19 protein-coding genes and 5 tRNA genes are annotated in these 19,395 nt (G+C 42.7%); 2 read left to right on the top strand and 22 right to left on the bottom strand.

Features of this window, described 5'->3' with window-relative positions:
• Nucleotides 1-8: 8 nt before the first annotated feature.
• The 10 genes from yycI to NSQ54_19825 all read right to left on the bottom strand — a co-directional run bounded on the left by yycI (nucleotide 9) and on the right by NSQ54_19825 (nucleotide 6,811).
• Entirely contained in the window at nucleotides 9-869 is an 861-nt protein-coding gene (gene yycI, locus NSQ54_19780; GenBank protein WYP26538.1) for a two-component system regulatory protein YycI, read from the bottom strand.
• Entirely contained in the window at nucleotides 856-2,181 is a 1,326-nt protein-coding gene (gene yycH, locus NSQ54_19785; GenBank protein WYP26539.1) for a two-component system activity regulator YycH, read from the bottom strand. The genes yycI and yycH overlap by 14 nt, the downstream gene beginning before the upstream one ends.
• A gap of 2 nt (nucleotides 2,182-2,183) precedes the next feature.
• Nucleotides 2,184-4,004, bottom strand: coding sequence for a cell wall metabolism sensor histidine kinase WalK (walK, locus tag NSQ54_19790; protein WYP26540.1), 1,821 nt, complete (start codon nucleotides 4,002-4,004; stop codon nucleotides 2,184-2,186).
• Nucleotides 4,004-4,717, bottom strand: a complete 714-nt coding sequence (gene yycF / locus NSQ54_19795; GenBank protein WYP26541.1) for a response regulator YycF — start codon at nucleotides 4,715-4,717, stop codon at nucleotides 4,004-4,006. The genes walK and yycF overlap by 1 nt, the downstream gene beginning before the upstream one ends.
• Before the next feature lie 192 nt (nucleotides 4,718-4,909).
• Nucleotides 4,910-4,982, bottom strand: a tRNA-Thr gene (locus NSQ54_19800).
• A gap of 3 nt (nucleotides 4,983-4,985) precedes the next feature.
• A tRNA-Phe gene (locus NSQ54_19805) sits at nucleotides 4,986-5,061 on the bottom strand.
• 20 nt (nucleotides 5,062-5,081) lie between these two features.
• A tRNA-Asp gene (locus tag NSQ54_19810) sits at nucleotides 5,082-5,158 on the bottom strand.
• A 7-nt stretch (nucleotides 5,159-5,165) separates the two neighbouring features.
• A tRNA-Glu gene (locus tag NSQ54_19815) sits at nucleotides 5,166-5,240 on the bottom strand.
• A gap of 35 nt (nucleotides 5,241-5,275) precedes the next feature.
• Nucleotides 5,276-5,348, bottom strand: a tRNA-Lys gene (locus NSQ54_19820).
• Nucleotides 5,349-5,524: 176 nt separating this feature from the next.
• Complete coding sequence (locus NSQ54_19825) at nucleotides 5,525-6,811, bottom strand: adenylosuccinate synthase (protein WYP26542.1); 1,287 nt, start codon at nucleotides 6,809-6,811, stop codon at nucleotides 5,525-5,527.
• Nucleotides 6,812-7,428: 617 nt separating this feature from the next.
• Here NSQ54_19825 and NSQ54_19830 point away from each other — a divergent pair.
• Nucleotides 7,429-7,641: a hypothetical protein gene (locus tag NSQ54_19830; protein ID WYP26543.1), complete on the top strand. Its 213-nt coding sequence runs from the start codon at nucleotides 7,429-7,431 to the stop codon at nucleotides 7,639-7,641.
• Nucleotides 7,642-7,682: 41 nt separating this feature from the next.
• On the opposite strand, the gene dnaB is transcribed toward NSQ54_19830, so the two are convergent.
• From dnaB to NSQ54_19880, 10 genes are all read right to left on the bottom strand, one after another.
• Nucleotides 7,683-9,047, bottom strand: a complete 1,365-nt coding sequence (gene dnaB, locus NSQ54_19835; GenBank protein ID WYP26544.1) for a replicative DNA helicase — start codon at nucleotides 9,045-9,047, stop codon at nucleotides 7,683-7,685.
• A gap of 69 nt (nucleotides 9,048-9,116) precedes the next feature.
• Nucleotides 9,117-9,560: a 50S ribosomal protein L9 gene (gene rplI, locus NSQ54_19840; protein ID WYP26545.1), complete on the bottom strand. Its 444-nt coding sequence runs from the start codon at nucleotides 9,558-9,560 to the stop codon at nucleotides 9,117-9,119.
• Nucleotides 9,560-11,524 (bottom strand): DHH family phosphoesterase, encoded by a 1,965-nt coding sequence (locus NSQ54_19845; protein ID WYP26546.1) that lies wholly within the window; start codon nucleotides 11,522-11,524, stop codon nucleotides 9,560-9,562. The genes rplI and NSQ54_19845 overlap by 1 nt, the downstream gene beginning before the upstream one ends.
• 12 nt (nucleotides 11,525-11,536) lie before the next feature.
• Entirely contained in the window at nucleotides 11,537-12,457 is a 921-nt protein-coding gene (locus tag NSQ54_19850) for a YybS family protein (protein WYP26547.1), read from the bottom strand.
• Nucleotides 12,458-12,649: 192 nt separating this feature from the next.
• Nucleotides 12,650-12,883, bottom strand: a complete 234-nt coding sequence (gene rpsR / locus NSQ54_19855) for a 30S ribosomal protein S18 (GenBank protein ID WYP26548.1) — start codon at nucleotides 12,881-12,883, stop codon at nucleotides 12,650-12,652.
• Nucleotides 12,884-12,924: 41 nt separating this feature from the next.
• Nucleotides 12,925-13,419: a single-stranded DNA-binding protein gene (gene ssb / locus NSQ54_19860; GenBank protein ID WYP28602.1), complete on the bottom strand. Its 495-nt coding sequence runs from the start codon at nucleotides 13,417-13,419 to the stop codon at nucleotides 12,925-12,927.
• A 93-nt stretch (nucleotides 13,420-13,512) separates the two neighbouring features.
• Nucleotides 13,513-13,806: a 30S ribosomal protein S6 gene (rpsF, locus tag NSQ54_19865; protein WYP26549.1), complete on the bottom strand. Its 294-nt coding sequence runs from the start codon at nucleotides 13,804-13,806 to the stop codon at nucleotides 13,513-13,515.
• A gap of 404 nt (nucleotides 13,807-14,210) precedes the next feature.
• The gene (ychF, locus tag NSQ54_19870; GenBank protein WYP26550.1) at nucleotides 14,211-15,311 is read right to left on the bottom strand and encodes a redox-regulated ATPase YchF; all 1,101 of its coding nucleotides are present in this window, start codon (nucleotides 15,309-15,311) and stop codon (nucleotides 14,211-14,213) included.
• Between the two features lie 78 nt (nucleotides 15,312-15,389).
• Nucleotides 15,390-15,593, bottom strand: coding sequence for a DUF951 domain-containing protein (locus NSQ54_19875; protein WYP26551.1), 204 nt, complete (start codon nucleotides 15,591-15,593; stop codon nucleotides 15,390-15,392).
• Nucleotides 15,594-15,670: 77 nt separating this feature from the next.
• Nucleotides 15,671-16,699, bottom strand: a complete 1,029-nt coding sequence (locus NSQ54_19880) for a hypothetical protein (GenBank protein ID WYP26552.1) — start codon at nucleotides 16,697-16,699, stop codon at nucleotides 15,671-15,673.
• Between the two features lie 86 nt (nucleotides 16,700-16,785).
• Here NSQ54_19880 and yyaC point away from each other — a divergent pair, with 86 nt between their 5' ends.
• Nucleotides 16,786-17,424, top strand: a complete 639-nt coding sequence (yyaC, locus tag NSQ54_19885; protein WYP26553.1) for a spore protease YyaC — start codon at nucleotides 16,786-16,788, stop codon at nucleotides 17,422-17,424.
• 52 nt (nucleotides 17,425-17,476) lie between these two features.
• Here the strand turns inward: yyaC and NSQ54_19890 are convergent, their stop codons facing one another.
• Nucleotides 17,477-18,187: a DUF554 domain-containing protein gene (locus NSQ54_19890; GenBank protein ID WYP26554.1), complete on the bottom strand. Its 711-nt coding sequence runs from the start codon at nucleotides 18,185-18,187 to the stop codon at nucleotides 17,477-17,479.
• 30 nt (nucleotides 18,188-18,217) lie between these two features.
• Nucleotides 18,218-19,372 carry an aminotransferase class V-fold PLP-dependent enzyme gene (locus NSQ54_19895; protein ID WYP26555.1) on the bottom strand — a complete coding sequence of 385 codons (1,155 nt, stop codon included), beginning with the start codon at nucleotides 19,370-19,372 and terminating at the stop codon, nucleotides 18,218-18,220.
• Between the last annotated feature and the right edge of the window lie 23 nt (nucleotides 19,373-19,395).

A 19,395-nucleotide genomic window follows, 5' to 3' on the forward strand; every position in this document is an offset into this window, starting at 1 on the left:
CTTTCCGGTTAATCCTCTATCAACTCATCATCATCGGGTTCACGGTCTGTAGGCTGTTCAAGCTCCGGGTCAATATCGTCTTCTTCGTCGTCCAGTATTCCTTGCTCTTGAACGATTCCTTCAAAGGCATTTACGAGATATGTGACCTCGCCTACCTCTTCGCCTTTATCAACCACGATTTTCATGATTGGAGCAAAGACTCGAGATTCTTTGAAAAAGCTGTAGTAGCCTAACTGGAAGTCCGTGACCCGTTGATTCATCGTAATATATTGTTGGTTAAATAACGTCTCAATCGCACGCAGGTTGATCAGTGTATCCTTGGGGTCCCCTTGCTTCTCGAAATTCCAATACTCTTGTTCATAGGCATATACTTCATTATCTGTATTCACAAACAATCGCAAGGGCTCGTTTTGATTTGTGAAAACGGGCAGTTCATCAAAAATCTGATCAAGGTAAATGACACTGTTTTCTTCACGAACAAATTGATATTGTTCACCATGAGTGACGTAAGCCGCTAAAAATTGATTCAGGGTCTCTCGCTTTTCTCCGATTGGAAAAGGGTCATCAAGCGTTGAGATCAGGGTTGTTTCATCCTTCAACTCTGCTGTTTGTCCGTTTAGCGCGAGTGACTCAACGTCATCTGTTTCCATCGTTTCTTTTTGTCCAACAAGGTATTCCACTTCTTCTAAATCATCGGGCAGCTCAACATCGATACTCACTTGATTTTCTCTTAATCGGTCCTGTGTGCTGTTCCCACTTATTAAGCTCAGTTGGTTTTCATCATTGACCTGATACAGCTGATAGCCAAGAAAAAGGTTTAAGAGAAGGAAGGTCATAATGAATACGGTCTTGGTTCTACTCCAATTCATTTGCCCCTCCCTCTGCCGGAACCTTTTGCCAGCTGTTGTTATTATCAGTGAACACGTACCATGCTGGTTCAAACGTCACGAGGCCACGCTGATTGTCTTGATCAATCATCTCATATCCAACTCGAACATCTTGAATACTTTCAAGATCAAGGTTTTCAGCAGCTTGTAGCTTCTCGATTACACTCTCTCCTGATTGTAATTCAACCATGCTTTCATCAATTGGTGTCGGATCGAGTTTAAGAAGAGGTCTGATGTAGCTTGTTGTCTGAGTACCTGACTTATCTACACTAATCGTCATACTATCACGGCTATTTTTAAAGTTATAGACAGGTAGATGATTCACATATAAACGGTACACTGCTGACTCTCGCTCATTTGATTCTCTCCACCAGCTTAATACGTAATCGTTCGTCCACCCGTTGTGGTTATTGATATAGTCAAAGCTTGTTTGCGGAATGCTGTTTGTTGGTGAACTCGTTGAATCTGAGGTTGACGAGTTCCGATACGTCATAAAGTTCTCATCATCACGCAGATTTAGAATTCGTGTCCCATCTGTATACGTATATTCCCCGTTGCTTTGTCGATAATTACGCACTGTTTTTGGATCAGGGAATAGGGTTTGGGTAATATCATCTCTTGGCACACGATCGGTAGAATACTGAAGACGTGCATATTCGTGTGTAACAGCTGGGATATAGATTTTTTCCTGATTCAATAAAACCGCTTGGCTATTTGTAGGATTCACGGCCATTGCCGGAACGGCTGTATTGTCATCTAGAAAACGATTTAGATCTGATGACTGAAAGGTTGTTGATATTTCAAATGGTGCCTTGTCTGCAGCAGAGTACACTTGTAGCTTTACTCCATCTCCATCATCATAAAGTAAAATTCGATCCACTCCACGTAACGGCATCTCATCGTCTTCTCCGTTTTCCCCAAATAAACTCATAAACATCTTGATAGGAATGCGATCCGGGAAGACAAACTCAATACCTGTTGTGACATCCGTTGGTGGGAAAAGATTGATATCATACAACTCTGCATCTAAAAGTGTTTCATAGATTTGATGAAATAAATCATCTGTTTCAAGCACCATATAACTTTCTCCAAATTGGTGTTTAACGATTTTACTCGGTCGTATGACATCTTCAATCGACTTTTCTTCGCCAATTCGGTTTAATTCAACTGCTTCAGAATCCTGTTCCATCAAATCAGGCTTATAGGTCCAGATAAACCAGGTTAAGACTAAACTTAAAAGGACCAAAAATACGAGTAACCATGTTTTAAGTCGTTCATAATATAGCCCTCTCACGTTCACATGTCTCCTCCCTTAGATGTTGAGTAGGGTAATGTGAAGTAAATGGTTGTTCCTTCGCCGTACTCACTGTGCACCCATATGTCTCCACCGTGGGCTTGAACTAATTCTTTGGCAATTGCTAGACCGAGTCCAGTTCCGCCTATATTACGCGCACGCGCGCGGTCTACACGGTAGAATCTGTCGAATATTTTCATCTGACTTTCCCGGGGAATACCCATACCTTGGTCAGCAATACTTACGCGCACATGATTTCCTTGATGGAGCAAGGTTGTTGTGATGTTCGCGCCCTCAGCTGAATATTTCAGCGCGTTTGAAATAATATTGTCCAATACTTGAATCAACTTATCCTGATCCATTTCAACATAACTTGGTTTTTTCGAGATATGTCGATTTAATTCGATATTCTTTTCCTGGGCAATAATTTCAAAACGATCTAATACTTCATGCAAAAATTGTCCAAAATCAATCCATTGGAGATTAAATTGGTAATCATCGCTGTCGATTTTTGAAAGTTGAAGCAAGTCATTAACAAGACGAATCATACGCTCTGTTTCGTTTTGGGTCACCTTTAAGAAGCGAGGACCCATTTCCTCATCTCGCATCACACCATCTTCAAGTGCTTCAAGATAACTTTTCATCGTTGTCAGCGGGGTACGTAGCTCGTGGGACACGTTCGCTACAAACTCACGACGCTCCTGTTCAATCTTTTCTTTTTCCGTGACATCATGTAGAACCGTGATAAGTCCGTTTATTGGCCCCTCATCCTCTTGAATAACGGAGAAATTCGCCTCTAGTAGGTATTGCCCTTCTTCGTTACTAAAATCGAGTAGAAGGGATCCTGAGTGATCATAGAGATCATAGACTCCATACGTATCGGTTAGCTGAAGAACGTCTGTTAATGGCTGACGCATCACTTGTTTGCTAGAGACACCAAGTAGCTCCTCTGCACGCTTGTTTAAAAGAATGACACGGCCATTCTGATCCGTTGCAACCACGCCGTCTGTCATGTTAGAAAGCACAGAGCTTAGACGTTTTTGCTCTCGGTCACGAGTTAGCGTCGCATCATGAAGCTTCATCGTCAGTTGGTTAAAGGACGTTGCCAGCTGTCCGATCTCGTCGGTACTATATACCTTTACCTGGCGTGAAAAGTCTCCATGACTCATACGTAAGGTTTGCTTTCTCATCTCCAAAATCGGCACGATAATCGTTCGTGCAAGTAAAATAACGAGAATCGCCGATATAACTAGTGCAATCGTCGTTCCCTTAAAGAGAATGCTATTAATTTCACTAATTTGCGTATAAATATCCTCAAGCGACGCCTGAATATAAATAACCCCAAGCACCGTTTCATTGTCCTGCATAATCGGTACAGCCATGATCCGGAAGCGTTCATTATTCGAGTCTTTTACCTCACCCTCCTCGGTTGAACCAAGCAAGGCGCGTTTCACTCGAATTTCGTTATTCCGCATCCCGATTTGATCTCGGGCACCCGTATTGGATGTACCAAGAATCACTTCGTTTTTATCAATGACCTGCACGGTTGCATTATCAATTGTAAAGAAATCGCGTAAGAGCGAATTAATGTCTTCTGTCAGCTGATCCTTTTCCTCAGGTGGATTCGCTAGTATTTGGGTCAGCTGATAGTTTAACAGCGTAGAGCGCTCGCTCAGAACGTCAAAATGGTTCTCTAAAAGATCCTGCTCAAGCTGCCTTGAAAAATACACACCAATCACTTGAACAGCCACAAGGATTAAAAGAACATAGGCGATAATCAGCTTAAACTGAATCGATTTAAAGAAGCCAATCCTTCTATCCATTAGGACTTCTCCTGCTCCTCTGGCTCTGGTTCATTTAAGAAATATCCAACTCCACGACGGGTAATAATCCACGCAGGAAAGCTTGGATTGTCCTCTACTTTTTCACGTAAACGACGTACGGTTACATCAACGGTCCGCACATCTCCAAAGTAATCATAGCCCCATACAGCCTGTAGCAAATGCTCTCTGGTCATGACTTGACCAAGATGCTTAGCAAGGTAATGGATTAACTCAAACTCTCGGTGCGTCAGCTCAATCGGTTCCCCGCGTCTCTTAACCTGGTAGGCATCCGGATAGATTACGAGACTTCCAATCACAAGCTCTTTCTGAGCCGGCGCTTCCTCCGTTGTCTTTTGACGACGCAGGTTCGCTTTCACACGTGCCAGAAGCTCTCTTGTACTGAATGGCTTCGTCACATAATCATCTGCCCCGAGCTCTAGTCCTAATACTTTATCAATCTCCGAATCTTTAGCTGTAAGCATAATGATCGGAATATCATAGCTTTTTCGTACCTCTCTACATACTTCCATTCCATCTTTATGAGGAAGCATAATATCTAATAAAATTAAATCAGGCTTCTCCTGTTTAACTTGTTCCATAGCTTCAACGCCGTCATAGGCACAGACGACCTCAAACCCCTCTTTTTCGAGGTTAAATTTCAAGATATCTGCAATGGGACGTTCGTCATCCACAACGAGAATTCGTTTATCCATTAACAAGTCTCTCCTATTCTGTTCTAGCTTCTTTTAGTTTAACACAAATAAACCCGTGACCAAACGACATCCATATGTACCGTTGCACGGGGTAAACTCATCTATATACGTTCATTCAATATCAATACATGTCACTCGTACAAAAAGAACCCTCAATCAAGTATTCATGATGAGGGTTCTCTAGCGAATGAATGCCGGCCAGAGGACTTGAACCCCCAACCTACTGATTACAAGTCAGTTGCTCTACCAATTGAGCTAGGCCGGCAAATGGTGGCTCAGGACAGAATCGAACTGCCGACACACGGATTTTCAGTCCGTTGCTCTACCAACTGAGCTACTAAGCCACACTACTATTCAAATAAAATGGCGGTCTGGACGGGACTCGAACCCGCGACCTCCTGCGTGACAGGCAGGCATTCTAACCAACTGAACTACCAGACCGAATAAATGGTGACCCGTACGGGACTCGAACCCGTGATACCGCCGTGAAAGGGCGGTGTCTTAACCGCTTGACCAACGGGCCACTGTTAGTACTATGTACTAGTTTTAAAAAAGAAGTGAGCCATGAAGGATTCGAACCTTCGACCCTCTGATTAAAAGTCAGATGCTCTACCAACTGAGCTAATGGCTCATGTTTTTAACATGTTGTCTTTGACGACAAGATTTATCTTAGCACATATGCTTGTCCTGCGCAACATTTTTTCTAAAAAAAGTTGTGATTTCTTGTACTTTTTTCTCTTCATCAAGAATATAGGATAAAACAGGGGAATGCAAGGAGCAATTTCGCTCCCTGCGCCCTCCTGTTTCTTACGCAAATACTCCACGAACAAGATTCGTTTGATCACGATCTGGTCCAACAGAGAAGATTGTTAATGGAATCCCTGTTAATTGAGAGATACGCTCAATGTAGTGACGTGCATTTTCAGGAAGATCAGACAAGCTTTTCGCTCCAGTGATGTCCTCAGTCCAGCCTGGAAGCTCTTCAAATACCGGCTCACACTCAGCAAGTACTTTTAAGCTAGCTGGGAACTCTTCCATCACTTCTCCACGGTATGTGTATGATGTACAAATCTTTAACGTCTCAATTCCAGTTAATACATCAATGGAGTTAAGAGATAGATCTGTAATACCACTTACACGACGAGCATGACGTACAACCACACTATCAAACCAACCTACACGACGTGGACGACCTGTTGTTGTACCGTACTCATTTCCTACATCACGGATCAAGTCTCCTGTTTCATCATGAAGCTCCGTTGGGAATGGACCATCTCCAACACGAGTTGTATATGCTTTGGATACACCAACCACATGGTTAATCTTTGATGGACCTACACCAGAACCAATGGTTACTCCACCCGCAATTGGGTTAGAAGACGTAACAAACGGATACGTCCCTTGGTCAATATCAAGCATAACGCCTTGTGCACCTTCAAATAGAACACGACGGCCATCGTCTAATGCATCGTTTAACACAACAGATGTGTCACACACATACTTAGCGATTTGCTGCCCGTACTCATAGTACTCTTCAAAGATTTCTTCTTTCGTGAAGCCTTCTGTCTCATAATATTTCTCAAACATACGGTTTTTCTCTTTAAGATTCAGCTCAAGCTTCTCTTCAAATGTTTCTTTATCCAATAAGTCAGCAATACGAATACCAATACGCGCTGCCTTATCCATATATGCAGGGCCAATCCCTTTTTTGGTTGTCCCAATTTTATTTTCGCCTTTACGATCCTCTTCCACAATATCAAGCTTTAAGTGATAAGGAAGAATCACATGTGCACGATTACTAATTTTAAGGTTACTTGTGTCTACATCACGATCATGCAGATATTTTAATTCTTCAAGAAGTGCTTTCGGGTCAATCACCATTCCGTTTCCAATCACGCAATCCTTCTCTTTATAGAAGATTCCGGATGGAATAAGGTGAAGTTTATACTTCGTTCCACCAAACACAATCGTATGTCCCGCGTTATTTCCACCTTGGTAACGTGCGACAACCTCTGCCTTTTCAGAAAGATAATCGGTAATTTTTCCTTTTCCTTCATCGCCCCACTGTGTTCCTACAACAACAACTGATGACATTTGTTGCACCTCCAACTCTCTTCTAAAAACCCTTGATAAGTATATCAGCTAGAGAAAGTATCGTCAAACAAAACACGAACATTCTTATTAAGTAATTCTACATTTGTTCGTATAAAAAGAGCTTACTAGAGTTGTTTAGGGGTTACATAGGTTAAATCAATGGTGCTTTCTTAATAAAAGTGGGATTGAGAGAGTGTTGGATATAGGACTTGAGCGCTTGCTCTTGGTTGGAGGGTGCTTCTTCTTAGTAAGGTGTTGTGCGGGCTTGGGGTGAGAGCTCCAGCTCTTGGTATCGAGGGGCGCAGCTTGGTTCTCCTTCACTTCTTCTTAGTATCAGGGGTCTCTTCTTGATTCGTACCCCCTTCTAGCTTGCTCCACTCCTTATTCTTCTTGCTAACGTCTTTGCGCTCTTGATCTAAATGCTTTTGTTCTTGGTCTCCATGCTGTTCTTCTTAATAATGGCCTCTCTTTAAACGTGAATACGTTTATTCCTTATTGAACTGGCTTTTCTTTTGGTACGTTAATCTTTTATAAAAATTACGAATTAAGGTTTTACCATGCATGAAAGAAGGGACAGAGGAATAAGGTTGTACAAGGGATACGGGAGGAGTGAATGAATGCGAGCGTTTAGTAATAAGTTATGGGCGTGTTCAGTCTTTTTATTACTATTAGCCATTTCGTTGTACGTTATTACTGCTAATATACATAGTTACTATTTGTTTATCAGTATGATTTTAGTGACAACATTATTTGTGTTAAATGTGGTGGTTGCTCTTGTTGTTGAGATGATCAAGTGGGTGTTTAAACCCGTTGGAAAGCATGCTAGATAGCTATATAAAAAAGCAGAGCACATACGGCTCTGCTTTCTTCTTTATGCGCCTGGTGGCATGTCGCGTTCGTCGTGTCGCCTGTCGAGGTTTACGAATTTGTTGTATTCCTTAACGAAGGCGAGCTCAACGGTTCCAACTGGGCCATTCCGCTGTTTGGCAATAATGATTTCAATGATGTTCTGGTTTTCGGATTCTTTGTCGTAGTAATCATCACGATACAGGAACGCAACGATATCGGCATCCTGCTCGATACTTCCTGATTCCCGGATATCAGACATCATCGGGCGTTTGTCTTGTCGTTGCTCTACGCCACGTGATAGCTGAGATAAGGCGATAACCGGGACTTCTAGCTCCCTTGCAATAGCCTTTAGCGTACGTGAGATTTCCGATACTTCCTGCTGACGGTTCTCGCCACTGCGGCCGTTACCTTGGATGAGCTGTAGGTAATCGATCATAATCATACCAAGACCATTTTCTTGCTTCAGACGGCGGCATTTGGCACGGATATCGTTTACTTTCACACCTGGTGTATCGTCGATGTAGATCCCTGCCTTTGATAGTGAGCCCATAGCCATGGTGAGCTTTTGCCAGTCTTCGTCGTTTAGCGCACCGGTTCTCATGCGCTGGGCATCAATATTGCCCTCGGCACAAAGCATCCGCTGTACAAGCTGACTGGCACCCATCTCTAGGCTGAAGATGGCGACACTTTCCTCTGTTTTTGTGGCAACGTTTTGCGCGATATTTAAGGCAAAGGCGGTTTTACCTACCGATGGACGAGCAGCTACAATGATCAGGTCATTACGCTGGAATCCGGCAGTCATTTTATCAAGCTCGGTAAAACCAGTGGCAATTCCAGTAATATCACCGGTTTGATTTTGAAGCATCTCAATTCGATCATACGTTTCAACAAGCACGTCTTTAATTGAGATAAAGGCGCTTGTATTCTGACGATGTGAGACTTCGAGAATGGTCTTCTCCGCTTCATTTAGAATGGTATCGACTTCTTCTTCGCTCGCGTATCCTTCCGCTGCAATGTCTGTTGCCACGCGAATGAGTCGTCTTAGTACAGACTTTTCTTCCACGATCCGGCTATAGTATTCAACGTTTGCAGCAGTTGGGACAGCATTTGCAATGTCCCCTAGGTACGCAACTCCACCGATTTCTTCAAGCCACTTACGATCCTGCAAATCAGAGGTGACGGTCACTAGGTCAACCGGCTCACCCTTTTCAGCAAGCTCGACCATCACCTGATAAATGCGCTGGTGTGCGGCACGGTAAAAGTCTTCAGGCATTAGCTTCTCCGTTGCAGTAATTAACGCTGCATCAGAGAGGAAAATCGCACCTAAAACCGCTTGCTCGGCTTCTATATTTTGTGGAGGGGTTCTGTCTGAAAACAACTCACTCACGATAACTCTTCCTTTCGCAAAAAAACAACCGCCTCCAGCTTGGAGGACAGCTGCTTTTCCAGGTCTCTCTTATTCTTCAACGACATGTACTTTAACAGTGGCTGTAACTTCAGGGTGAATCTTAATCGGTACTTTAGTGACGCCAAGTGAACGAATTGGCTCATCAAGACCAATTTTACGTTTATCGACTTTCTTTTTCATCTTCTTTAACGTCTCAGCAATTTGCTTTGTAGAGATCGCTCCGAATAAACGGCCGCCTTCTCCTGATTTTGCTTTGATTTCAACAGTTAGAGCTTCTAGTTCTTCTTTGTATGCTTGTGCATCAGCTAGTTCCTCTTCTTGTTTCTTATCCGCACTTTTTTGCTTGGCTTCAAGGTCCTTCAGGTTTCCTTTAGTTGCAGTGACTGCTAAGTTGTTCGGTAGAAGGTAGTTACGAGCGTATCCTTCAGATACATTCTTCTTCTCGCCTTTTTTTCCTTTTCCTTTAACATCTTCTAAGAAAATAACTTCCATTATTCTTCTCCCCCTATCACTTCATCAATGGCTTCTTGAAGCGCTTCTTTTGCTTCTTCCACGCTTACCCCTTCAAGCTGGGTAGCCGCATTGGACAGGTGTCCTCCGCCATTTAGTCTCTCCATTATAACCTGAACATTTATTTCACCCAACGATCGTGCACTGATACTGACTAAACCGTCTTCTCGCTGTGAGATCACAAAGGAAGCAACTACTTGTTTCATGGTAAGCAGTGTATCAGCTGCCTGGGCAATAATCAGTTGCGTATACGTCTCTGATGGGTCTGCTGTGGCGATCATATAGCCTTCGCGGTACATGTCTCCTGATTCAATCAGCTTTGCTCGTTTTTTATAATGGTCCAAGTCTTCTTTAAGGAGCTTTTGGACAAGCACCGTATCCGCTCCGTTTGAGCGTAGGAACGAGGCTGCATCAAAGGTTCTGGCACCCGTCCGTACAGCAAAGCTCTTTGTATCAACAATGATCCCGGCAAGGAGCGCTGTGGCTTCAAGTCGGTCCATATTTAGTTGCTTTGGCTGATACTCAAGCAGCTCTGTGACAAGCTCGGCTGTAGATGAAGCATAAGGCTCCATATAGACAAGCACCGGATCGTTAATAAAATCTTCTCCACGTCTATGATGATCAAGTACTACGACTCGGTCAACCATATCAAGTAGTCTCGGTTCAATAACCATCGAGGGCTTGTGTGTATCCACAATCACGAGCAGCGTTTCTTTATCAATTAAAGAGACGGCTTCTTCTGGTGAAATAAATTGTGACCAAAGGTGATCGTGCGTTTCCACTTCTTCCATTAATCTTTGTACATCTGCATTCATATCACTTTGATCAAGAACAATGTATCCTTCTCGATCATTTACATCTGCAATTTTTAGTACACCGATTGAGGCACCGATTGCATCCATGTCTGGTCGTGAATGCCCCATCACAATCACACGTTCACTTTCTGTCACAAAGTCACGTAATGCATGGGAAATGACTCGTGCACGCACGCGCGTACGTTTCTCCATTGCATTCGTCTTACCACCGTAGAACCTGACACGACCATTCTTTCGTTTGATCGCTACCTGGTCTCCGCCACGACCCAGGGCAAGGTCTAAGCTTGATTGTGCAACTTGTCCGAGCTCTCTAAGAGAAGACTCATCCGTTCCTACACCAATACTTAAGGTAATAGACGCTTTTTCCCTACTTGTCGCTTCTCGAATCTCATCGACAATCGCAAATTTATTTTCTTCGAGTAATAGAAGTGACTTATAGTTCATGACAGCTAGGAATCGGTCTGAAGCCGTCCGTCTAAGAAAAATATCGTAATCATTGGCCCATTGATTTAACGTGGATGTGATTGTACTCATCATTCGACTTCTGACTTGCTCTTCCATCCCCTGTGTCACTTCATCGTAGTTATCTAGGTAAATCAATGAGACAACCGTCTGTGTATCTTCGTATAGTTCTTTGGTTTCTTCCTTTTCGGTTACATCCGTTAAGTATATGAGTCGCTCGTTGCGTTCAATCTCTACGTGATAAAACACCGAATCTACTTGAATCGTCTCAGATGTAGAGCCTTCATCAAGAATAATAAGAAGATCTTCACTAATCACAGAGAGATTCTCCCCAATTAGGTCGACCTCAATTCGATTGTTCACAAAAGGATTCACCCACTGAATCACATGATTCTCATTATACAAAATGATGCCAACTGGGAGATTGGCTACAGCGCCCTCTCCAGCCTTGTTGACTCGGTACGAAAGAGTAGAAAGGTACGCCTCCAGGTCTTGTTCAAACCCCTTTTTAGCGTATACCGAATAAAGGGCAACAAGAATGACAGCAGCAAAACTTACAAGACCCATTTGCCAATGCCAAAAGGTAATCAACGTGCTTAACACAATCACCACAGCAAACAATGCAATGACATGATAGCCGTGCCATCGTTTCATTATAGACTTCGGCATACTTGTCAACTCCTACTTTCTCTGGCTTCCCAGCCTGCTTTTCAAATCAAGAACCAGATCAGCGATACCGACCAGTCTAACAATTTGTTGAAGCGGCCCAAGTACTAGTGTTACAACCACAGCAAGAATTCCAACAATCTTAGGAAGCTTTTTCAGGTGGAAAAAGAACAAGATAAAGGATAATCCTTGTATAGTCATAATGGTCTCAATTAATAAAAACACATTGGTTACCGCAATAAAAAGAGTGCTTCCCTCTTCTGGCTGCGTTGTAAGTAGTAAGATAAACGCAATCAAATAGTACCAAATAAACGCCTTCGGGAATCCCCATTCACGTAGAGGTGGTACTCGGTTTGCCTCAAGATTACAGCGTCTTAACAAGATACCCGCTAGCCAGACTGTTATAACTCCCATAACCGTTCCAATTAGAACCAACATAAATGGAATGATATACGGAATAAATGTTACGTTCGCCGTTACCGATTCAATTTGCCCTGATGGGGTCCCTGCTTGTTCCAATAAGGATGTCACTTGATCACGTTGCGCAACAATCATCTCTCGCAAGCTTTGGTCTGATAGAAGAGTGAGCACTACATACCCAACTAATAGGTGGAAAATGTACGTTAAACTCGCTCCAATGAGTACCGCAAACCCATCCGCCTTCCTGCGATGAAGCTCTCCTACCACAATACCAACTGATGCCAGCACAAAGGTTAAGATGAACGCTTCAACGAATAGTGCTGTGAGGATACAGAGAAGTCCAAAGAGAAGCAGTGAAGGTTTGATTCCATGACGCGCCGCAAAATAGACGAGTGGTAATGGTAACGACCAAAGGACGATCACATTTAAGATCGGAACAAGAAGTGTAGCTAGTAATAGTAAAACATATAATCCAACAATCAAAATGCCATCTTTCCAAGCACTTTTTTGATTCACGCTGTCACCTCTTTTTACAAGAAACACATACCCTTTTTCCCAAGAAAAAAGGTCTAATGCAAGCTCAATATATACCTGTCTATTTTATCGTAATTGCCTACAGAATTAAAGGTTTGCTTTTAGTGTACACTTTTTCTATAAAAAAAATAAATCGACGAGGAACGGATTCCTCGTCGACCTATTTAATCAACATTAGTTTACTTCGTTAACGTAAGGAAGTAATGCGATTTGACGTGAACGCTTGATAGCGATAGTCAATTTACGTTGGTACTTAGCAGACGTTCCAGTCACACGACGAGGCAAGATTTTGCCACGTTCTGAGATAAAACGTTTAAGAAGCTCAGTATCCTTATAGTCAATGTGCGTAATTTTGTTTACAGTGAAGAAACAAACTTTCCGGCGTTTAGGACGACCACGACGAGCCATAACGGAACAACTCCTTTCTTATTTTTGATCAGGCAGAAAACTTAAAACGGTAGATCATCGTCCGAGATATCAATAGGTTTCCCATCATTTGCAAATGGGTCATCCTTGTATCCACCCTGCTGCTGTCCGCGATTATCGTTCTGGTTTGGAGCGTAACCACCTTGAGCATAGTTATTGTTAGACTGTGAACCACTGTTTTGTTGGTTATTCTGACTGTTACGCGGTTCCAGGAACTGGACGCTTTCGGCAACGATTTCGGTCACATAGACGCGACGGCCTTCATTGTTGTCATAGCTTCTTGTTTGTACACGGCCATCGACGCCTGCCAAGCTGCCTTTAGTTAAAAAGTTAGCTACATTTTCAGCTGGTTTACGCCATACGACGCAGTTGATGAAGTCAGCTTCACGATCTCCCTGTTGATTCGAAAATGGACGATTCACAGCAAGTGTAAAGTTGGCAACAGCCACTCCGCTTGGTGTATAACGTAATTCAGGATCTTTTGTCAGGCGACCAACTAGGACAACACGATTGAGCATCCAAATCCCTCCCGCTTCTAAAAGTATTAAGACGGTCCCCGAGAGGATGTCCAAAAGCAAGATTAAGCGAGACTGCTTAACCTCTGGTTTAAATTATTGTTCGTCTTTAGTTACTAGGACACGAATAACGTTGTCGTTGATTTTGATTAAGCGATTAAATTCATTAAGCGCATCAGAATCAGCAGCAGCGTTTACGTTTAGCAGTACGTAGAAACCTTCAGTGAAATCATTGATTTCATAAGCTAAACGACGTTTACCCATTTCATTAACCTTTTCGATCTCAGCACCATTCGTTGTTAATACGTTGTTAAAACGTTCAACGATTTCTTTATAAGCTGATTCTTCCAGGTTTGGAGCGATGATGTACATAATTTCGTACTTACGCATTCCGGCCACCTCCTTTTGGTCTAAGCGGCTCCGATAAACAGAGCAAGGAGCAAAACTCATCGACAGAGTCATTTTACTCACAACAATTAATGATAGCAGATTAGGAGCAAATAGGCAAGTATATGAGGGAATGAAAAACAATAAAATCGAATGACTTTATTATGGTGCTTTAGCCATCGCTACAGAGAAGGGGCACGCTTTCCTGTGGAGGGCGTTGAACTAAATTGGCTGCGCCAATTCATTTCAACCTTGCCCTTTTTTCCACTAGGAGTCGGCCCCTTCTCTTTCGCTGGTTGGTGAGTGGGGTGTGTGCTATGATTTTGCCTCGCATCTCACCCTACAACAAAAACCCCGAGCGCTCTCTTGAACGCTCGGGGTTTCTTCTTACTATTATATTTAACTACTTACACGTTAAAGCGGAAGTGGATAACGTCTCCGTCTTGGACGATGTATTCTTTTCCTTCTAAACGGACTTTTCCGCGTTCTTTGGCGACAGCCATGGATTTGGCGTCGACTAGGTCATCATAAGATACGATTTCGGCACGGATGAAGCCACGCTCGAAGTCGGTGTGGATGATTCCTGCTGCTTGTGGGGCTTTGATGCCTTTTTTGAATGTCCACGCACGTACTTCCTGTACGCCTGCTGTGAAGTAGGTTTGCAGACCAAGTAATTGATAAGCGGCACGGATTAACTGGTCAAGGCCAGATTCGGCAATACCAAGATCATCAAGAAATTCTTGTTTTTCATCGCCATCAAGCTCAGCGATTTCTTCTTCAATCTTCGCACAAACGACAATCACTTCACTGTTTTCTTCTGCTGCAAAAGCTTTCACTTTGGCTACGTACTCGTTTTGTTCTGGGTCCATGATGTCTTCTTCACTTACGTTTGCTGCATAAAGAACGGGTTTACTTGTTAATAGGTGAAGTCCTTTAACGATTTTCTCTTCGTCTTCTGTAAATTCCACGCTACGAGCTGGCATTTCTTCTTCAAATGCATCACGTAGCTTTTCAAGAACCGCAAGCTCAGCTACTGCTTCTTTATCCTTTGTACGAGCAAGCTTTGAGACACGTGCGATACGCTTGTCCACTGATTCAAAGTCTGCAAGGATGAGCTCCAGGTTGATAACTTGGATATCACGAATCGGATCAACACTCCCGTTTACGTGCGTGATGTTGTCGTCAGCAAAACAGCGTACCACGTGAGAGATTGCGTCTACTTGGCGAATGTGAGATAAGAATTTGTTTCCAAGTCCTTCTCCTTTACTTGCTCCCTCTACGATTCCAGCAATATCTGTAAATTCAAATGCAGTTGGAATGGTTTTTTTCGGTTCAACAAGCTCTGTTAATACGTTTAAACGGTGATCGGGTACTTCAACGATTCCCACGTTTGGGTCAATGGTACAGAACGGATAGTTTGCAGATTCCGCTCCAGCTTGTGTGATTGCATTAAATAATGTGGATTTCCCTACGTTTGGTAGGCCCACAATTCCTGTTGTTAAAGCCAATTCAGTCACGTCCTTTTCTGTCTTCTCTATTTTGGCACAAGAAAACAAGGCAACGGATCAGGCTCCCCTCGCCTTGTTTTACTCACTACGTTCTGCGGATTCTAAAATCTTTTTAAGCTTGCGGGTGAATTCCTTACGTGGAAGCATCACGCTGTGCTGGCAGTTCATACATTTAATACGCACGTCCATCCCAACTCGAATGACTTTCCACTGATTGGCTCCACAAGGATGCGGCTTCCTCATCTCAACGATATCGTTCAGGAAGAATTCCTTATCTGCCATTCAATTCGACCTCCTTGAAGCATACTGCCTCCATTATACACGATACCAGAGTGAAAAGGGAAACCGTCTCGTATGCTTTAAAGGGACTTTTTTGACATTGGATGATGAAAGAATGGATATAAAATGATCGCAACGAGTAAATATAAATTGACCGCTCCATATAACGGATACAATACCGCAATCATTGAAGAGAATCCAAAGGTAGTAAGCGGGGCCATAATTGCAAGCAATAGCATAGCTACTAGCCAGGTTTCCCCTTTTAAAACGCCTCTTAATCTTGAAATTAATCCAAAGATCCCCGCACCGGCTGTTGTATAGATCGCAAGCCAAAGTAAGACGGACATCGCCACAACCATCACAGATGGATACTGTTTAAGAATAACAAACAAGGGAATTTCGTAAAACATAATCTCATTTGCAATTTGTAAGAGAGATTCATTGTATAAGTATGAAATGGAGCCCATCAATAAACCGCTCCCAATGGTAGCAATCCAGATCTCCCCACGATGTGAAATCTGGTTGCCAATAGCAGAGACAACAGCCACAATCGGCAAGATATTTAAAGCGGTAAACGTAATGGCTGAAGGCCAATTAGATTGATGTGTAATATCAAAGCTGAAGGAAAATCCAAGCGAATATTGAAAGACTAATAAGATACTAACTAAAGAAAGAATTAAGATTGGAATAAGAAAGGCATTCACGGTTGTCATGCCATCGGTATCACGTAAAAATAGGAGAACAACGAAGGCGGCTGTACCAACCATTCCTAGCCAAAATGGAATGTTATACACTTCAAGTGTTGCCCCTGCTCCAGCAAGCATAATCGTTGTAGTTGAAAAGAGATAAGACAAAATAATCCAATCATAAAAGCGTGCAAGCTTCGGCCCAACCAGTGTTGTTAACAAAGGAACATATTGAGTACTTTTTTGTTTGTATGCTAGATTTAAAATCACATAACATGAAACCGTAAACAGTCCAGTGAATAGAAGAATAGCCACATTACTTTCTGCGCCAAAGAACTGCCAGAGCTCACGTCCAGAGGCATATCCTGCACCGATTAGTGTTCCGACGATTAAGAACATCCATTTTAATCCATTTGCCCACATTGAAGCTCGCTCCCTTTTTTGTCTACATGTATAAAAACAGCGTTAACCTACTATACTGTTACTACTATGGCAAAGGAGTACAAGTTATGAGTCCAAACCTATGGCGTTTTAATAAAAAGAAACCAAAGCCGTTTCGTGTTCCGTATGATCAAATTCATTCTCATGATGCATTCGCCGAGAAACTTGTCTCTTATTGCAATTTGGTAGACGAACGAGATCTTGTTATCTTATGTGTAGGAACGGATCGTTCAACGGGCGATTCTCTTGGACCATTAATCGGTTCAAAGCTTGAAGCGATGCCCCTTAATCATTTTCACGTTTATGGTACACTCGCCTACCCTGCTCATGCGATGAATCTAGCAGATCGTGTTTCGGAGATTGCTACGTCTCATCATAAGCCTTTTATTATTGCGATCGACGCGTGTCTTGGGCAGGAGAGCAATGTGGGGTCACTAACGATTCAAGACGGGCCTCTTCATCCAGGAGCAGCTGTACACAAAAACCTTCCAAAAGTTGGAGACATTCATATTACTGGTATCGTAAATGTTGGCGGCTCGATGGAGTTTTATGTACTTCAAAATACAAGGCTTCATTTAGTGATGTCGATGGCTGATAGCATTGCCCAGTCCATTTATTTGGCCGATCAAAAACTACATGATGTATCTACTCACATGCCTGCGATTCAAGCAATGATTCAATATAAACCAACAGATATCAAACAATAGCTCATAAAAAAAGAGGAATGCCCCGTAACGGTAGCATTCCTCTTTTAATCTTTTAAAACAATGACAGGATCCAAATAACTAACGCCAACGCTGGTAATGCAGGCAACAAGTTGGCTACGCGAATCGTTGTTAGTCCTAAGATATTTAAGCCAATGGCTACAACCATCACGCCACCCGTTGCAGTCATTTCTAAAATAAACTGCTCAAGTAGCACATCAGGTACAAATGCAGCAATATACGTCGCTAACAGAGCAATCGTTCCTTGATATAGCATAACTGGAACAGCCGATAGTAAGACACCAAACCCCATCGTTGAAGCAAAAATAATCGCCGACAGTCCATCAAGCATCGCTTTTGTATAAAGAAGCGAATGATCTGCTCGAAGGCCGCTATCGATGGAACCCAGAACAGCCATCGCTCCAACTACATAGATCAATGAAGTTGTTACAAAGGCTTGGGCTACTTTTCCTGACTCCCCTGATTTCGCTGGCTTTAATTTGGATTCAATCCACACTCCTAGCTTATTTAAATAGGAATCGATTCCTATCCATTCACCAAGTACTGCCCCTACAGCTAAACACCCTATAACGAGTAGGAAATTTTCTGTTTGTAATCCCATTTGCAAACCGAGTAATATGATAGCGAGTCCAATTGCCTGAAGAACCGTTGTTTTCATCTTTTCTGGAATGTTTTGAACCAAGAGGCCAAGGAAGCCCGCTATGATAATCGCTAATCCATTTACTAATGTACCTGTTAATACCATATAAGAGTACGTCCTATTCTTTAATCTCGCTTATTCTGTAAAAGCCTCCACAATGTCATTGATTGCATCAATCAATTGTTGAACTTCTTCTATCGTGTTGTATGGGCCAAAGCTTACTCTTACTAACCCCTCATCAGCTGTTTGTAAGTGTTGATGGGTTTTTGGTGAACAATGCAAGCCCGCTCGAACTGCAATCTGATAGTGGTTATCTAGAATCATGGCAAGCTCGTGACTGGCGATATGTTTCACGTGAAACGAAACAACGGCCACTCGCTTTTTAAGGTCAGTTGGACCAAAGCATGTGACAGCATCAATGGTGGACATCCCTTCTAAAAACTGTTGCATGAGTGCCTCTTCGTGAGCTTGAATAGTCGCTACACCTCGTGCTTTGATCTCTTGCACACCAGCTAATAATCCCGCAATGCCAGGCGTATTCAGAGTTCCTGCTTCATAACGTTCTGGCCAATTAGGAGGCTGTGTTTCAAGCTCCGAATACGCTCCAGTTCCTCCTAAGATTAATGGCTTTAGATGATAGTCATTGTAACTAATTAATGCTCCGGTCCCTTGAGGTCCCAATAATCCTTTATGCCCAGCTACAGCTAACAAATCAATATGATCTCTTTTCATTTGAATATCTAGTTTTCCAGCTGTTTGTGAGGCATCAACAACCACGGTAATGGAGCGATCCTTTAACTGCTCTCCCAATTCTTTTACCGGAAAAACTGCACCGGTTACATTTGATGCATGAGAAATGACAATCATTTTTGTTTGATCGGTGATGTGTTCAAGGACATCCTCCACTTGGAAAAGCTCGGAATCATCTGGTGTGAGATACGTCACTTGGACAATCATTTCTTGGTTGAGCCTATGTAATGGACGTAAAACTGAATTATGCTCATATGAGGTTGTAATAATATGATCACCTGAGCTGAATGGGAATCCAAGAATGGCTTGATTTAATGCCATCGTTGCATTTTGATAAAACCAGACATGATTTGCATGAGGTGCTTCAAAGAAATGAGCGATCTCACTTCTTGCTTGTTTAACGATTGAAGCCGCCTTTTGCGATAACGCATGGCCACCCCGACCAGGATTCGCCGCAAACTCGTCTACAGCTTCTTTCATTGCCTCCCCTACTCCGTTAGGTTTTGGAAATGATGATGCCGCATGATCAAAATAAAGCATAGAATCGATCCTTTCATTAAAAA

It is taken from the genome of Alkalihalobacillus sp. FSL W8-0930, assembly GCA_037965595.1.
Classification (GTDB): Bacteria; Bacillota; Bacilli; order Bacillales; family Bacillaceae_D; genus Alkalicoccobacillus.

Excerpts from the sequence above, each read along its gene's own strand:
- yycI (WYP26538.1), bottom strand. The coding sequence starts at position 869 with ATGAATTGGAGTAGAACCAAGACCGTATTCATTATGACCTTCCTTCTC.
- NSQ54_19825 (WYP26542.1), bottom strand. The coding sequence starts at position 6,811 with ATGTCATCAGTTGTTGTTGTAGGAACACAGTGGGGCGATGAAGGAAAA.
- rpsR (WYP26548.1), bottom strand. The coding sequence starts at position 12,883 with ATGGCTCGTCGTGGTCGTCCTAAACGCCGGAAAGTTTGTTTCTTCACT.
- yyaC (WYP26553.1), top strand. The coding sequence starts at position 16,786 with ATGAGTCCAAACCTATGGCGTTTTAATAAAAAGAAACCAAAGCCGTTT.
- NSQ54_19880 (WYP26552.1), bottom strand. The coding sequence starts at position 16,699 with ATGTGGGCAAATGGATTAAAATGGATGTTCTTAATCGTCGGAACACTA.
- NSQ54_19845 (WYP26546.1), bottom strand. The coding sequence starts at position 11,524 with ATGCCGAAGTCTATAATGAAACGATGGCACGGCTATCATGTCATTGCA.
- yycF (WYP26541.1), bottom strand. The coding sequence starts at position 4,717 with ATGGATAAACGAATTCTCGTTGTGGATGACGAACGTCCCATTGCAGAT.
- rpsF (WYP26549.1), bottom strand. The coding sequence starts at position 13,806 with ATGCGTAAGTACGAAATTATGTACATCATCGCTCCAAACCTGGAAGAA.
- NSQ54_19830 (WYP26543.1), top strand. The coding sequence starts at position 7,429 with ATGCGAGCGTTTAGTAATAAGTTATGGGCGTGTTCAGTCTTTTTATTA.
- NSQ54_19875 (WYP26551.1), bottom strand. The coding sequence starts at position 15,593 with ATGGCAGATAAGGAATTCTTCCTGAACGATATCGTTGAGATGAGGAAG.
- NSQ54_19890 (WYP26554.1), bottom strand. The coding sequence starts at position 18,187 with ATGGTATTAACAGGTACATTAGTAAATGGATTAGCGATTATCATAGCG.
- NSQ54_19895 (WYP26555.1), bottom strand. The coding sequence starts at position 19,372 with ATGCTTTATTTTGATCATGCGGCATCATCATTTCCAAAACCTAACGGA.
- ssb (WYP28602.1), bottom strand. The coding sequence starts at position 13,419 with ATGCTCAATCGTGTTGTCCTAGTTGGTCGCCTGACAAAAGATCCTGAA.
- rplI (WYP26545.1), bottom strand. The coding sequence starts at position 9,560 with ATGGAAGTTATTTTCTTAGAAGATGTTAAAGGAAAAGGAAAAAAAGGC.
- walK (WYP26540.1), bottom strand. The coding sequence starts at position 4,004 with ATGGATAGAAGGATTGGCTTCTTTAAATCGATTCAGTTTAAGCTGATT.